Raw genomic sequence first — 15712 nt, forward strand, 5'->3', positions numbered from 1 at the left:
GGACTGTATAATCTTTAAAACTGTGTGTTTAAACGGCTGGCTTCCGTAAGGAAACCGGCCGTTTATTCTGTTCGGCATGTTTTAGGAATTTGAACCGTCTAAAGTTTTATTTTCTGAACAAAGCTTTTTACAGCCTGGGATACGGCGTTTTCATCGGCATTCCCGAAATGTCCGGTATCAAGGATGACGTTAACGGCTCCAGGTGCCCTGGCGTACCAGCGGCTGTAATTTACCATGTTGCTGCTGTAGAAGGTGAGTTCCGGAATGTCAAAGCATGCCGCGGCATGTGCACTTCCGGTGTCAACTCCTATCATTGCGTCACATGAGGCCATGGCGATAATGATTTCCGATGCGGAAGAAAGAACTCCGGTGGTGGAAACACGACTGTTCCCGGCAAAGATGTTTCCAATGATTTTTTCTCCGTATTCCCTGTCACCGGGACCTGTCCAGAGAACAATATGGGCTGAGGTCAGCTTCAGCAGCATGTCTATTATTTCAGTAATGATTCTTTCGCTGAATCTTCTTGATGAGGAGGCTCCGAAAGGATTGAAGATTACAGTCTTTTCTTCAGTAACGTCATTTATTTTATCCGGGGCGGCCGGAGATTTCAGAAACGCGTACTTTTCTCCCCGTCCAGGAATCCTGTCGGCAAAAAGTCGGCAGTAGCCGCGATTGATAAGCTCCGGTGAAATGCCGCCGTTTTCCAGAATTTTAAACAGCAGATCGGTCATGTGGAGACAGTCTGAGTATTTTTCATCTGAATTTCCGGAATCGTCGATACAGGCGGTGTACTGATGTATTTTCAGATTGTCACACTTAAGCGATCTGTCGAGCGTTGCCACCCATTTCGGATGCATGCGGCTGATGAGTCGTAAGTGCCGTCCCTTAAGAGTATCAAAAAGATGAATGTACAGATCCGTTCCCTTAAGCCTGTCTGCAAAGGCATCGGTTTCATTGTTTTTCGGCTTTTTGGGAAACAGAATAACCTCATCAATGAAATCTGCAGACTGATAGATTTCAGCGGTACTCTTATTGGAAAGAATGATGATTCGGCAGTCCGGGGCAAATCTTTTGAGTTCCCTGATGAAGGGCATGAAACAGATTGCGTCGCCGAGTTTTCCGTCGGCTCTGTGGATGACGGCCTGTTTAAGCTCCTTTATGTTCAGCTTCTCTTCTGATGTCTCAAAGTCATATCTCAAGCGGCTGATAAGGTGTCTTAAAGAATCTTTGGAGTGTATGAGTGCTTTTTTTAGATTATGAAAAGACATGTCTTATTGATTCCTTTTATCTGTGGCCGGTCGATATCGGCTGACTCTATGTCTGATTGAATCCCGACACGGAAAAATGAAAATATTTTTCCGGTGCCGGTGCTTAAACTGCAGATAAAACTACAGGTTATGGTATCTGTCGGAACCGTCGGGAGTGGTTTTGAAACGACGGTGCAGCCACATATACTGAGGCAGAGCCTCCATAATCATGCTCTCAACCGCGTGATTGCAGGTGGTGGCATCCTGATAGTCATCACCCGTAGGAAAATCACGGATGATGTCCTTTACCACAAGTCTGTAACCTTTAAACTTTGGAAGTCTGATACTGTAGGAAGGCTGTACCACGGTATTTCTGATTTTGGCAAATCCGGCCGTACCGGTAACTGTTGCCGCATCCTTTACCGCAAAGAACGGAGCAAAGACGTGAGGAAGTCTTTTACCGTAATCCTGATCGGGAGCGTACCATATAGGAAGTCCTTTCATGAGAGCCTTCACTATAGGTCTCGGTTCCTTGCGATCCACAAGATACAGATTTGATCTGGTGCGCCCCTTTACCTGCATGTATTCGATAACAGGATTGTCATTGGGACGGTATACTCCGACACCTTTCTTGATGTTGGTTCCGTAGATTCTGGCCATAAGCTCAAGAGTCACGAAATGACAGGTGAGTACCACGATTCCCTTTCCTGATTCGGCAAGCTCCCTGGCTTTTCTGAGTTCTTCCGGATCTATGTGCACCAGTCTTTTAAGACGCCATTCAGGCCAGTACCATGCCATGCCGGTTTCAAAAATGCCCATGCCGCAGTTGGCAAAGTGTTCTTTGGTCAGACGGTGTATTTCCTCGTCGGGCATGTCGGGGAAAGCCAGTTTGAAATTCTGTTCGCTTATGTGCCTGCGTCTCGGCAGAATGGCCATGGCAATGTATCCTAAAAGTCTTCCAATGGTCATGAAAACCGGATACGGCAACAGAATGATAAGTCTCAATATCCATGAAGCAAACCACTGAGGCCAGTAGCGCGGGTGCATCATGGCCAGAGTTATTCTGGGGTTGCTCTGGGCTTTGGAATGATATACATCCTTTGATCTTTCAACTGTTGACTTGTGAGAGTCTTTCTGGTTGTCTGTCATTTTTCCTGATTAACCTTCATGATAATGTCTGTGTAGAGAGCGGCATGCTTCCGGGCATATAATTCCGGAGCGTATTTACTGATGATTTCGTCGGCATTCTTTTTCATACGGTTTTTTAAATCGTCATCCTTTACCAGTTCCGTAATTTTCTGATAAAGATCCTCGCTGTTGCCGTTTTCAAAAAGCAGACCGTTCTGTTCATGCATGATGACTTCAGTTATGCCGTCAGTTGCTGAGGCTACAACCGGAACGTGATTATACATTACGTCCAGCAGAATGGATCCTAGTCCTTCGTTTCTTGACGGAAAAACGAAATAATCCATGGCATTTATGTAATCTGCCACGTTGTTTTTGAAGCCCAGCCATTTTACCTGAGGAAGATCCTTTGTCAGTTCCTTCAGTTCTGTTTCGTCACGTCCGCTTCCCAGAAATATAAATACTGCATTCGGAAGATCTTTTACAAGTTTTCTGATGGCTTCAATAAAAACCTTCTGTCCCTTATGCCTGTCCACATAAGCTCCTATGTGACCGAAAACAGGCCCTTGCCCAAGATTTTTTCTGATTCTGTCAGTTTCCTCCTGATTGCCCCGGTCGGGTGTGAACGCATCATGGATAACCGTCAGTTTACCACTTAAATTAAGGTCGCTGCCAAAGCTTTTTATTACACTGGAACGTATGGCGTTGGATACGGAGGATATGAAAGACGCATGATCATATCCGTATCTGTTGAAGGTACTGTTTTTTATCAGCTGAGGAACACGTCTGGTGATAATGTACGGAGTTTTGTACAGGGCGTGGTGTATTGCAGCAAAATGAACGGCTTTGGCTTCATGGGCATGGATTATTTCAGCTCTTGTATTGAGAACTACGTGTCCGAACAGTTCATTCCGTACCTGGATAACCGTCAGATTGGGAATATCCTTCACGTATTCCGGCAGTTCGCCGTTTTTCCGACAGACCAGAAACTGTGTTAATTCCGGATATTCCTTCTGCAGTGTCCGGATAAGAATAACAGTCTGCCGTTCTCCTCCATGGAACCCTGCTGCCAGGTTAACATGGCAGATTGATTTGAATTCTGGTTTGGTCTGTATGTTGTTGGTATTGCTGTTAAAGTTTGGCATCATTTTTATCCGCCGTGGCATAAGGGGATTTTTTGTTTGAATTTGTGTCATGACATGACGTGCTGAGTCATGTCTTTCTGTCAGTTAGACTTATTTTTTTCTGCTGTGTTCCAGAGCAATCTGGTACAGACACAGATATTTATTGAAAGTGTAGCTGCTGGCACAGGCTGAAATTAAAAAACCCATTCTGCCGTCAAGGAATCCCAGCTGCAGAAAATACATTCTGAAAAAAGCAAACGCGGCTTTGACGAAAGGTGTGATAAAACAGCATCCCTTATGTTTTTTCTGGTATCTGTTTTTAGCCCATTCATCCGCATATTTTGTCTGCTTGAAAAGCAGGTTCTGATAGGTGGCATAAGTGTAGTGAATCATGCTGTTTTTGGAATTCACCGTTACGGCATCGGAAGGAAGATCCAGCTTTTCGTGAACCAGACTGTCATTGTATTTTGTATAGGTACGGTAATGAACGCGGTACACACGATCCGGGAAATAACCGCAGTGATGAATTCTTACGCCGAACACGTGATTTGCTCTGGAAATATTAAGTACTTCGTTCTGTCTGGCTTTTTCAATGAATTCCCTGATTTCATGACGAAGTTCGTCCGTAAGACGTTCATCGGCATCAAGCCACAGACACCAGTCACAGGTGGCGTAGTTCTGCAGTTTCTGTCTCTGTTTGCCGTAGCCTTCCCATTCAGGGTGATGTACCACTCTTGCCCCGAGACCTTCCGCAATTTTTACGGTGTCATCGGTACTGCCTCCGTCCAGTACGATGATTTCGTCTGCGATGTCCTGCATTGATTTGATGCATTCGGCAATGTTCGCACTTTCGTTTCTGGCGATTACAAGAGCTGATAATGATGCCATATAGTCCTTCTTAATTAATTGATGATTGGGTATGCGGACGGAATCCGTAACCGAGCCTTTCGGTGCTTTTTCAGACACCGTGTGTATTAATGATCGTATTCAGTTAAGTTTCCGTGCATCAGCATAAATACCGTGTCGGAAAGGTCAGCCGTATCCGACAATTGATTCATTATATCAATTTAACGGAATTTGCGTACTGCTCTGTTAGCTGATTTTCTTAAGCAGGTCGGAAGAATTTGTTTCATGAGGTCGGAATACCGTTACGTGGAATACTGTTTCGATTACTTCTGCGACATGTTCAGCGCATGGACATGAACTGCTGATTATGGGAAAATGCTCAGTAGCTGTTTCATGCAGAGGAGAATGTTATGGATATTATCAGTGTAAACAATGTCGGTTATGAAATCGTCAGACTGCTTGGAAAGGGAAAAGGCGGTTATTCTTATCTGGCCATAAAGGACGGCAAGGAGTATGTTCTCAAGCAGATCCATCATGAACCGTGTTCATATTATCAGTTTGGGGACAAAATCCAGTCCGAAATCAATGATTACAAAAGACTTTCTGATATCGGTATCCGAATTCCGAAGATGATTGACGTTGATGTGAAAAACGAAAGGATTCTCAAGGAATATATAGATGGTGATACCATCTATGATCTCGTATGCCGGGATATGATGACAGAAGATTACATCAGTCAGGTAAGAGAAATGTGCAGCCTTCTGTATCCTGCCAACACCAATATCGATTACTTTCCTACAAATTTCGTTGTGTGTAACGGCCAGATCTATTACATCGATTTTGAATGCAACAATTACATGGATGAATGGAATTTTGAAAACTGGGGAATCAAATACTGGTCAAAAACCCCGGAATTCATGCAGTACTGGAATGATCACAGACAGTAATTTTCTTTCCGTAGGACTGTTTTAGGTAAACTGGCTTACTGCAGTATCCTTCCGTAGGTTGTTAAGTATTTACGGGAGGATTTTTGTCTGCAGTCTTCAGGTTTTATGTTTATGTCAAAATAGACATTAATCGGTTAAATAACTATTTTGTCCCGTGTGGTATACTGTTAGTGGAAAATGTGTTTTAAACTGACGGACAGCGGATGATTCTCTCCCGTTTGCCCTGTCGAAGGAATGACGTTATGGCTGGCGCAAAAGATCAACTTATAGACCAAATATTTGAAATGGTGTCCGATACCCTGAGCGGAAAGAAAATAGATCAGGATAAGCTTCATGCGATTACCGCGGAAATAGAAAGTGCCACCGGCTCAAAGATCAATTCCTATGAAGACATTCAGAAGATGTATGCCGATAATGCCATGAAGGAACTCAAGGAGCTTCAGGACAGGGAACGTAAAAACCGTATTGATTATCTGACCAAAAACTGTGAAATCAGCTCTACCTGGGAATTTGAAAACATGGATTTGACTTTCAGTCCCGAGTACAGATCCAACGTTGAGTACTGCAAGAGATGGTGTGATACCTTTGAAATCCAGGAAAAAGGATTCAAGGATCAGAACAGCGGAGTTGTATATACCGGAGGTTCACTTGTCTGGATTTACGGAGATTACGGTGTGGGCAAGTCAATGCTTGCCGGCAGTATTGCCCACAGAATCATGCGAACCTACCTGATTGATTTCATGTTCATGCAGTGGGATACCATAAACAATAAACTGCAGCTTCTGAGCGGGTTTGATTCCAACAGGGAATACAGTGAATTCTGTCAGCAGCTTCAGACCAACAGACTTCTGATCATTGATGAAGTGGCAGTGGCTGAAAGAAAACTTACGGAAACACAGGGAATAAGACTGGGTGAACTTCTCAGATGGAGAAAAAACAACAAGCTCAATACCATTATGATTTCCAATGCTTCTCCTGAGAAGCTGTATGATCTTGTCGGTAAATTCTGCTATGAGTCAATCAAGAACTACTCACCTGTAATCCCCCTTAAAATGGTCGGGCCGAACAGACGTTCATCCAATATCAACGGGTTTAATGATGCTACCAAAAGCTTTACCTTTATTCCTAAGGGCAGAAAGTAAAACGAGGGCGTAAGCCGAAAAACTCTTCATGACATACGGACAACCGGGAATAATTTAAGGATTTTCAGATGGCGAAAAAAGCAAAAGGAGAAAGAACGGTACTGGCATTTGATTTTGGTACGATAAGTATCGGCGTGGCCGTAGGAACCGAACTGACCGGAACCGCCAGCATGCTGCCGGCACTGAAGGCGGTTGACGGAATTCCTAATGCCGAAGAACTTGATCGTCTTTTTGCCGAGTGGAAACCTGATATAATTGTAGTAGGGCTCCCTCTTAACATGGACGGAACCTATCAGGATGTGACATACAAAGCCAAGAAATTCGGTAACAGAACAGCCGCCAGATACAATCTTCAGGTTGTTTTCAAGGACGAACGTCTTTCTACCAAAACAGCGAGGGAACACATATTCGGTCAGCATGGATACCGAGGCCTGTCCAAGGGAAAAGTTGATTCAATGTCAGCCGTGGTGATCCTCGAAGGTTATTTTGAAGAATGTTTTTCTTAGAATTCCTGTCAAAAATGAAAGTCTGTTTCATAAACGGTGAAATTTTAACCAATAATAAAAATAAACATTAATATTTTGAATGTTTGTTTTTACTGAACACTGCTTTTTGGTGTAAAAGCCCGAGGTATATAGGTTAAAACTGTAATCGCGATCAAAGAATTATACAGTTTATAAAGAAATGTCGATTTATACAATTTGTGACGGCTGTAGACATTTTAAATACTGCTTTTAGCGTATTTGACTGAAAAGTGTGAAAAGGTTTTCATATCCATAACAACATAATTGCTAAAAAAGTTTCTCTGGGGCATTATATCCTTAAATCTAATCCGGAACATAAAGGAGTTCTATTATGAGTAATATTCCTAGTGAAGTAGTAACCGCTGATATGAATTCAGTTGAGTCTGTTGATAGTAACGCTCCGGCATCCAAGGGTAAGGCAGGCAAGGAAAAGAAGAGTCGCTGGCGTGACATTGAACGTATCACCCGTAAGTTAAGACTTCTTCGTGATTTAAGAGAAATCAACCCTGAATTCGATCCTTACTCATCTGATGAATTCATGCAGTTCTAGAACACCTGTTTCGGAACTTTTTCCTGAATTATTGGATTTTAATAATACCTGATGCCCCGGATTTTTTTCCGGGGCTTTTTTTGTTCCGGACGGGATGTTGTCGAAAACAGAATTTCATGAACTAAATTGAGGTATCACAGGTCAAAATACACATGGATTTGCCGGCAGCAGACTGAACTGATGAAACACGGTGGATGAGCTCAGGAACACTGTGCGTCTGTCAGAACAGAAACGGTTAAATTTTAGTAACGCAAACCAGTATTTAACGGATTTGCTGCTTTTGTACAATAAATATGTTGCAACCGCTACTTTTCTTGTTTACTCTGTATTTAAACCGCTGTTATCCGTATCCGTGACAAAGCGGTTATACAAATAATAATTAATGCTCCCTTGATAAGGTAGCCTGGGGAACTGGTAAATAAATATGCTGGATAATAAGAACTTATATAATAGGAAACCGTCGTCAATATTGAAACGGACTTTTAGTAACGTTGCTTCATATCTGAAGCCGTACGGGCATCTTGCGGTATATGCTGTTTCTCTCCTTGCTTTTTATGCTTTTATAAGAATTCTCGGTGTGGCTGTTTATCATGATGTCATAGACATGGCTGAGGTTCCAAGACTGTTTTTCAACGGGATGCGTGTCGATATATCAGGGCTCGGGTATATTCTGGCTCTGCCTGTTCTTCTTGTTTTCATTCGCTGTGTTTCTCCCAAATCAGTCGGTATTCCTGTTCTCATTGCGGAAAGGCTTTATCTTCTTCTGCTTGGGATACTGGTGATTTTTATGGAACTCTGTACTCTTCCTTTTATGGAAGAGTATGCTTCCAGACCGAACCGGATTTTTCTGGAATATCTTCTGTATCCTTCGGAAGTTACCGGTCTTCTGCTGAAGGGACATTTGGCAGCTGTCGTTGTCGTAAATCTGCTGATGATATTCGTGTTCATCTTTCTGCTGCGCTGTCTTAAAAAGATTGAATATGTAAAAGTTCCTGTAAAATCCACAGTGTTTGCGGTATTTATTCTTGTCGGCGGTCTTACCTTTATCGCAGCACGTTCATCATTTGATCACAGACCGTTCAACCTTGCCAAGGCAAGTTTTTCCACAAATCAGATTGTAAATGTTCTGGTTGCCAATTCAGGTTATTCTCTGGCTTCGTCCGTAAAATCCATGCTTGCAGAGAAATCTGTTTCCTACAAAACGCTTCAGGAAGATGAAATCATCAGCATTATCAGAGATGATACCGGTTTTGATTACTCTGTAGCCACTGATAAACAGCCGACGCTTAACAGCCTTGTCGCTTCAGAGAAAGGGGTAAGAAAGAATATTGTCATTATTCTTGAGGAAAGTCTCGGGGCTGAGTATGTAGGTTATCTCAACGGAAGTAATCTGACTCCGAATCTTGATAAGATTTACAGTGAGGGCTGGGGATTTATCAATATGTATTCAACCGGAACCCGTTCCGTTCGAGGAATTGAAGCAGTTACCGCAGGGTTTACTCCGACAGTGAATGTTTCAACCGTAAAAAGAGAAAAGGCTCAGAAAAATTTCTTTAACATGGCTTCGGTTCTGAAGAAAAAAGGTTATCACAGTTCTTTTATCTACGGTGGAGAATCTCATTTTGATAATATGCGATCATTCTTCCTTGGAAATGATTACACTCAGGTGATAGATCTTAATGATTTTTCCAATCCGATGTATGTAGGCTCCTGGGGAGCTTCTGACGAGGATCTGTTTAATAAGGCTCTTGAGCACTTTGATGAAATGAACAGTAAGGGACAGCCGTTTTATTCTCTGGTGTTTACTTCCTCCAATCACGACCCTTTTGACATCGTTGAATCATTTGCAGGAAAAGTGAGAAACAGAGAAACGGCAGTGAGATATGCGGATTATGCTCTCGGAAAGTTTTACGAGGAAGTGAAGAGCCGTCCTTATTTTAAGGATACCGTTTTTCTTGTTATTGCGGATCATGATTCAAGAGCATGGGGGAATGAGCTTATTCCAGTGAAGCATTTCCATATTCCGGCAGTGTTTTTCGGCGGTGGAATAGAACATAAGAGCGAGTTTCATGTGGTAAGTCAGATTGATGTGCCGAAGACTCTCCTTTCTCTTGCGGGAATTTCAGCTACAGTGCCTACCGTCGGTTATGATCTGACAAATCTTCCATCTGGTTTCGACGGAAGGGCGATTTTACAGTTCTATAATAATTTTGCTTATTTAAAGGATGACGGAACGCTGGTTATGGTCCTGCCTGATGAGAAGGTTTCTTTCTGCAAATATGATTTTGAAAATCGCAGTGTTTCCGACGGTACGGTAAATGAAAAACTTGAAAAGACGGCACTTGCCTATGCACTTCTCGGGGAAATTGCATACAGGAAGGGGTTTTTTCTAATGAAGTAAAGGCAGAATAACAAAAAACTGAGTTTTCGGGGATTGAAGGCAGACAGGTTCCGCTTTCAATCCCCGAATTGTTTTATATGTGATGAGGATATAATTGAAAAGTTTATTCTCAAATAGAGTACAATCGTAAAACAGTGATTAAAACAACCAATAAACTGAATAAGACACTGTTTAAAAGTGCATGCAGACATTCACTGCAACGGCTGGTGATTTTTAATGCGAAGTGGCGGATACTCCCGTTATCAGCATTTTAACGGTTCACGACTTTAACTTACAGGTTTGCAAATATGGATAAATATCAACAGGTATCTGAAAAACTTAGAGAGATCAGACTTGAACTCGAAAAACTCGGATTATGGGATGTGGAAAGACCGGAAGATGAGGCTTTTACCACGGATATTCCTTTTAATATGAATACCATGGAATTTCATGAATGGCTCAGGTTTGTTCTTGTGGAAACTTTTGATGCGGTTATAGAAAACAGAGCGCCTCTGCCGGAGAATGTGAAAATTTTTCCGTATGCTACTGAAGTCTACAGAAATAAAATAACCGAATATCGTGAATTGCTGCAGGCAATTTACAATTTTGACAAGGTTTTTGAATCTTGATAATGCACCATAAGTCACAAAACCGAATATTTATTGGAACTTTTTTAATAGTTATTTTTGTGTGAAAAATGATAAATAAACATTTATAGATATATGTATAAAATTCTGTAAAATTTTGTTTTTTAAACCAAAAATAGAATTTTATACTGAATAAATATCAGATAACAGAAGTTTATTATGTATGAGAGTTTTTTAAAAAGTTCAATGAGTTAATAAGAAATTAATATTTTGTGATCTAAATCAGTTTTATTTTGTCTTTTTGAAAAGTATAATGTATCCAATCAACTTACGGGTTAGGTGGTTTAGCCGTATGTGAGTTGAAGAATTAAGTTTAATAATGTTAAGAAGGATTTATTATGAAGATTAATTGGCTTCCTTTAGCAGCTGCAGTTGCTTTTGCTGCTGGTTCAGTATCTGCTTCAGCTGTTGATTTTAACGGTTACTTCCGCGCTGGTGCTCAGGTTAACGCAGACCGCGGTGAAGTTTACTGCTTAGGTACTGGTGCTGACGGTCACAAGGTTGGTCGTTTAGGTGATGAATGCGATACCTACGGTGAAATTGCTCTTGGCCAGAACGTATATGACAAGGCTGGTAGCAAGTTCTCAATTCACACCTTATTAGCTTACGGTACCACTGAAGGTAACAGAGACCTCCAGGGTAACTCTTGGCAGGGTGTTGGCGGTGACGGTCCATGGGCTGGTCAGCGTATTTCATTCCGTGAAGTATATGCTAAGTACGATACCGATGGCGGTTACTCAATTTGGTCTGGTAAGAGATTCTACAGACGTAAAGATATCCATATCATGGACTTCTACTATTTGAACAACTCTGGTTACGGTGCTGGTATCGAAGGTATCAATGCTGGTAACGGTAACTTAAACTTCGCTGTAATCAAGTGGGCTAACGATGGCGCTTCTGCAGATTACAACCGTAACGTTTACAAGTTAGATGCTCGTTGGGATGGTATCAACCTCGGTTCAGTTGGTGCATTAGACGCTTCCGTAATTTATGCAATCCCTGTGATCTCTAAGCAGCAGAGGGACGTTAACGAAGGTGATTCTCGCGGAAATCAGGGTAACTCAGGTGCTTTAATCACCTTAGATTTAGGTTCTAACTTCGGTTCAGATATCATTGTTAACAACCACGCTGTTGCTCAGTGGGGTTCAAACGGTTTCGCTTACGTAGGTGCTTACAAGAACCACGCTGGTGATAACTACACTCCAGACGTTGATGCTAACGGTGTTCGTTTAATCGACTGGGGTACTTTAGATTGGGGTTCTAACTTCGATTTAGGCTATAGCTTCTTATGGGCTCACTTACACAGCGGTAACAAGCACACTGGTGCTACCTGGACTTACACTCGTTCAGGCTGGGAATACAGCATCGTATTACGTCCAGAATACAAGTGGACTGAATACACCCGTACTACTTTAGAATTAGGTTACTCAGAAATGAAGAAGACCGGTTGGGTAGTTGATGAAAAGTATGGTAACCCAGACGTTTACAAGGTTACCCTTGCTCAGCAGTTCACCCCAGGTAAGGGCTTCTGGTCACGTCCAGCAATCCGCTTCTACGCTTCTTACATCGGTGGCGACCAGTTTGCTGACAGTTGGGCAGTTGGTTACAAGAACAAGAACCACGGCAACCACGGTTACCAGTTCACCTTCGGTACTCAGGTTGAAGCTTGGTGGTAATAGTTTAGTAAACTGTTAGTTTATTAAGTTAATAAGAGAAAGAGGGGCTTAAAGTCCCTCTTTTTTATTCTGTCTGTGAATATCAGTCTTTTGCTTGTTATGCCAATTCATGAACAGTTTAAGCAGTCAGTCTCAAGATAAATTTTTATTTATTCGTTGTCTTCTAATCTTTGTAAGTTGTTTTCAAATAAGTCAGATGAATTAATTCCAACTGAATCTCAGTTATAAGAATCATAAGCTGTCCGGTTTCGATGAACCTAAACCGATAAGTATTTACTATGTAGTTAAATTACGATTCAAGGATGCTTTGAGTCAGTGATGTCATAGATTAAAGAAAAATAATTTTACAAGGTAAATTAAAGACTGAATTCAGTATATATGAATCTGTAATCGCCATTGGTATGCAGTTTGAATTCGTTCTTTACATTAGTTTTGTTCCGCCTGTTTAATTACTCTGACACATTTATTTCTAGAGTTTAGTTAATGGGCGAAATCTCAGTTTTGTTCAGTGAAAATGCTTAAATTATGCTTGCTGCTGACTCAGACCTGTGTCTGATATGTTTTTATATTACGTAAATAAAAAAGGCGGATAGAAAAAAACTAAATTCTCCGCCTTTGTTACGCTCAATTACTATGTGAATAAGTAACGAAAAAGTCTGTTACCACCAAGCTTCAACCTGAGTACCGAAGGTGAACTGGTAGCTGTGACCGTTCTGTGCATCCCTGAACATTTTGCCAGCCTGCCAATTGCCATCATAAGCAGCGTAGTATTTATTACTATGTGCCACCTGATCTCCGCTTAAGTATGATACATAGAAGCGGATAGCAGGACGAGACCAGAACCCCTTACCCGGAGTGAACTGCTGAGCGAGGGTAATCTTGTATAAATCAGGATTATCCTTTGGAGAAACCCAATCGGTCTTCTTCATTTCTGAGTAACCTAATTCTAAAGTGGTACGGGTGTATTCAGTCCACTTGTATTCCGGACGTAATACAATGCTGTATTCCCAACCTGAACGGGTGTAAGTCCAAGCATCACCCTTAACACCGTGATTCTTACCACTGTCAAGATGTGACCAGAACAGAGAATAACCTAAATCGAAGTTTGAACCCCAGTCTAAAGTACCCCAATCGATTAAACGAATACCGTTTGCATCAACGTCAGGAGTGTAGTTGTCGCCGGCCCCATTCTTGTAAGCGCCTACGTAAGCGAAGCCGTTATTACCCCACTGAGTGATGAAGTGGTTATTTACGTTAATGGTAGAGCCGAAGTTTGACCCCAGATCTAAGGTAATTAATGCACCTGAATTAGCTGTATTTGCACGACCAGTGTCTGAAAGTCTTTCACGCTGATGATCTGAAATTGCAGGTAATGCGTAAATTGCAGAAGCATCCAAAGCACCTAAAGCCCCGAGATTAATGCCGTTCCAGCGGGCATCAAGCTTATAAACGTTACGATTTAACGGCTCTATGTCATCCTTGTCACCATCCGGATAATTATTAATTACAGCTTCGCCACCATCATTTGCCCACTTGATTACAGCAAAGGAAAGAGAGCCATTGCCCACATCGATGTTTTCAATACCGGCACCATAGCCTGCATTGTTCAGGTAGTAGAAATCCATGATGTGGATATCTTTACGCTGATAAAATCTCTTACCAGCCCAAATTGAATATCCTTCAGGTGTTGAGTAACGTGCCCAAGCCTCACGAATAGAGGTGCGCTGACCGCCCCATGGACCTTCACCGCCAACACCCTGCCATGAATTACCCTGAGCATCTATAGGACGAGTAATAGGGTCGTAATCAAGACTTTCCCTTGAACCATAAGCTAAAAGGGTATAAACATCAAACTTGCTGTCTGCCTTATCATACACATTCTGACTAAGAGCGAGTTCTGCATAGGTATCACATTCGTCGCCTAAACGACCTACCTTGTGACCGTCAGCACCGCTACCAATACAGTAAACTTCACCACCGACTGCATTGAGCTGAGCACCAGCACGGAAGTAACCGTGGAAATCAACAGCTGAAGCAGATACTGAACCAGCAGCAAAAGCAACTGCAGCTGCTAAAGGAAGCCAATTAATCTTCATAACCTTCATGATAAATCCTTCTTATCATGAAAATCTTTACACCCCCTTGAGTATCAATGTGTCTGAGGTTTTTTGGTATCTGTGTTGTCGTTGATGTTTGCGGTTTTGTCAAAAATAATACCTGTTTAGCTGTTAAAACAAATATGCAGTTAAACTATTTATGAAAAAAACTGTCTTATGAGTTAAAATATTGCCATTCTTGTTTGGAGGACGCATGTTAAAGTCTATTTTTTCAGTTGGTCTTGCTGCAACTGTATTTTTATCTGTAGTGGGGTGTTCAAATCTTTCTGATGTTTTTTTCAAGCCTGCTCCATCTTTTCTGTCTCTGGAAGATGCCAACAAAGAGCTTGCTGAAGCCAAAGTGTGCTGTGAAAAAGATATTTTTAACGGTCAGATAATTAACGTTACCAAGACATCTTCCGAAAATTACAAATTTGATCTTGAGAATGCTCAGGCTTTTGATTTTCCAACCGGTAAGAGTTTTTTCAGAATTTTTCAGCTCCCTATAAATGCAACTCATCTGTCAATTAACTTCGAGTCTGAAATAATAAATACAACCTTCAAGCCGAAGATTGATTTTTATAATGCGAACAAGCAGCTGGTGAGCACCATTAAGCCTAATGCGTTTAAATACAGGGACAGCGCCATTACAGACGGATTTTTATCCACCAAGATAGTTGTTAACAATGCAAGTGCCAAGCCTGGTCGCGAGTTTGCCTATATGGTCATATACACCACCAGGAATGAACTTGCCGAAACCACTTCAATGATGCATCCTGAAGTTAAGCGTGCCATTGCCAGAAATCTGACTCCACCTAAGTTTGATGATGTTAAGATTCCTCATTCACCAATCGGAACCGTGAACATCACATTCAAATTCCGTCAGGAAGACCAGTCAGCAATGGATGAGCTGATAAGTTATCTGGATGGTCCGTTAATCGGCGGTAAGGATTCTGATGAAAACAATCGTCAGGAAAACGTGGTTCTTGCTTCAGGTGAAGTGTATTCCGTTTCATCTCAGAGAGAGGGGACTACAGCCGTTATATCCACTGACAGCAAGGGACATAATCTTGTTAATTCAAATGACATAGCAGGAACAAATCTTGAGAGTGCCGGAAAGTCTCTCGAAAACACCGGTGCAAATTCAAGTGGCGGCACTCAGGTTGTCATGATGAAGGAAACGGAAGATCTGTATAACGGTATGATAAAGAAAGCAGTACAGTCCGGCGATTACGAAAAGGCCATGTCTCTTGTCGCCGAAGCACAGAGAGCCGGTTCTTCATCTGCAAAACAGACCTTTATTGATGCGATAAAAGCTAAAAAATAATCAGGTTTTCTGATTTTTAGGTTAAACAGGTTCCCGACGGAAAAGCGGGAACCTGTTTTTTTTGTGTGTGTCAGGTACTGA

The 15712-nt window shown here is 41.9% G+C and carries 13 protein-coding genes; 8 read left to right on the plus strand and 5 right to left on the minus strand.

From position 1 onward, the window contains the following. Nucleotides 1–98 precede the first annotated feature (98 nt). From T489_RS0103155 to T489_RS0103170, 4 genes are all read right to left on the minus strand, one after another. Nucleotides 99–1268 (minus strand): glycosyltransferase family 9 protein, encoded by a 1170-nt coding sequence (locus tag T489_RS0103155; protein ID WP_031578593.1) that lies wholly within the window; start codon nucleotides 1266–1268, stop codon nucleotides 99–101. Nucleotides 1269–1388: 120 nt separating this feature from the next. Continuing rightward, the gene (gene lpxL / locus T489_RS0103160; RefSeq protein WP_232218274.1) at nucleotides 1389–2396 is read right to left on the minus strand and encodes an LpxL/LpxP family Kdo(2)-lipid IV(A) lauroyl/palmitoleoyl acyltransferase; all 1008 of its coding nucleotides are present in this window, start codon (nucleotides 2394–2396) and stop codon (nucleotides 1389–1391) included. Beyond that, nucleotides 2393–3520 (minus strand): glycosyltransferase family 4 protein, encoded by a 1128-nt coding sequence (locus T489_RS0103165; RefSeq protein ID WP_232218275.1) that lies wholly within the window; start codon nucleotides 3518–3520, stop codon nucleotides 2393–2395. The genes lpxL and T489_RS0103165 overlap by 4 nt, the downstream gene beginning before the upstream one ends. 87 nt (nucleotides 3521–3607) lie before the next feature. Continuing rightward, nucleotides 3608–4384, minus strand: a complete 777-nt coding sequence (locus tag T489_RS0103170; RefSeq protein ID WP_031578596.1) for a glycosyltransferase family 2 protein — start codon at nucleotides 4382–4384, stop codon at nucleotides 3608–3610. Nucleotides 4385–4752: 368 nt separating this feature from the next. Between T489_RS0103170 and T489_RS0103175 the strand changes: the two genes are divergently transcribed. The 7 genes from T489_RS0103175 (at nucleotide 4753) to T489_RS0103205 (ending at nucleotide 12208) form a co-directional block, all read left to right on the plus strand. Next, entirely contained in the window at nucleotides 4753–5289 is a 537-nt protein-coding gene (locus T489_RS0103175; RefSeq protein ID WP_031578597.1) for a BUD32 family EKC/KEOPS complex subunit, read from the plus strand. A 242-nt stretch (nucleotides 5290–5531) separates the two neighbouring features. Beyond that, entirely contained in the window at nucleotides 5532–6431 is a 900-nt protein-coding gene (locus tag T489_RS14075) for a P-loop NTPase family protein (RefSeq protein WP_051621748.1), read from the plus strand. 68 nt (nucleotides 6432–6499) lie between these two features. Continuing rightward, nucleotides 6500–6937: a Holliday junction resolvase RuvX gene (ruvX, locus tag T489_RS0103185; protein ID WP_031578599.1), complete on the plus strand. Its 438-nt coding sequence runs from the start codon at nucleotides 6500–6502 to the stop codon at nucleotides 6935–6937. A gap of 349 nt (nucleotides 6938–7286) precedes the next feature. Continuing rightward, entirely contained in the window at nucleotides 7287–7505 is a 219-nt protein-coding gene (locus tag T489_RS0103190; protein WP_031578600.1) for a DUF3545 family protein, read from the plus strand. 469 nt (nucleotides 7506–7974) lie between these two features. Next, nucleotides 7975–9906: an LTA synthase family protein gene (locus T489_RS0103195; protein WP_051621749.1), complete on the plus strand. Its 1932-nt coding sequence runs from the start codon at nucleotides 7975–7977 to the stop codon at nucleotides 9904–9906. A 287-nt stretch (nucleotides 9907–10193) separates the two neighbouring features. Then, nucleotides 10194–10514, plus strand: a complete 321-nt coding sequence (locus T489_RS0103200) for a YqcC family protein (protein WP_031578602.1) — start codon at nucleotides 10194–10196, stop codon at nucleotides 10512–10514. Nucleotides 10515–10870: 356 nt separating this feature from the next. After that, a complete protein-coding gene (locus T489_RS0103205; RefSeq protein ID WP_031578604.1) occupies nucleotides 10871–12208 on the plus strand; it encodes a carbohydrate porin in 1338 nt (445 codons plus the stop codon). 659 nt (nucleotides 12209–12867) lie between these two features. Here the strand turns inward: T489_RS0103205 and T489_RS0103210 are convergent. After that, on the minus strand, nucleotides 12868–14304 hold the full coding sequence (locus T489_RS0103210) for a carbohydrate porin (protein WP_031578605.1): 1437 nt from the start codon (nucleotides 14302–14304) through the stop codon (nucleotides 12868–12870). A 214-nt stretch (nucleotides 14305–14518) separates the two neighbouring features. On the opposite strand from T489_RS0103210, the gene T489_RS0103215 reads away from it, so the two are divergent. After that, nucleotides 14519–15631, plus strand: a complete 1113-nt coding sequence (locus T489_RS0103215; protein ID WP_031578606.1) for a MalM family protein — start codon at nucleotides 14519–14521, stop codon at nucleotides 15629–15631. Nucleotides 15632–15712: the final 81 nt, after the last annotated feature.

It is taken from the genome of Ruminobacter sp. RM87 (assembly GCF_000701925.1).
GTDB classification, from domain to species: Bacteria; Pseudomonadota; Gammaproteobacteria; order Enterobacterales; family Succinivibrionaceae; genus Ruminobacter; species Ruminobacter amylophilus.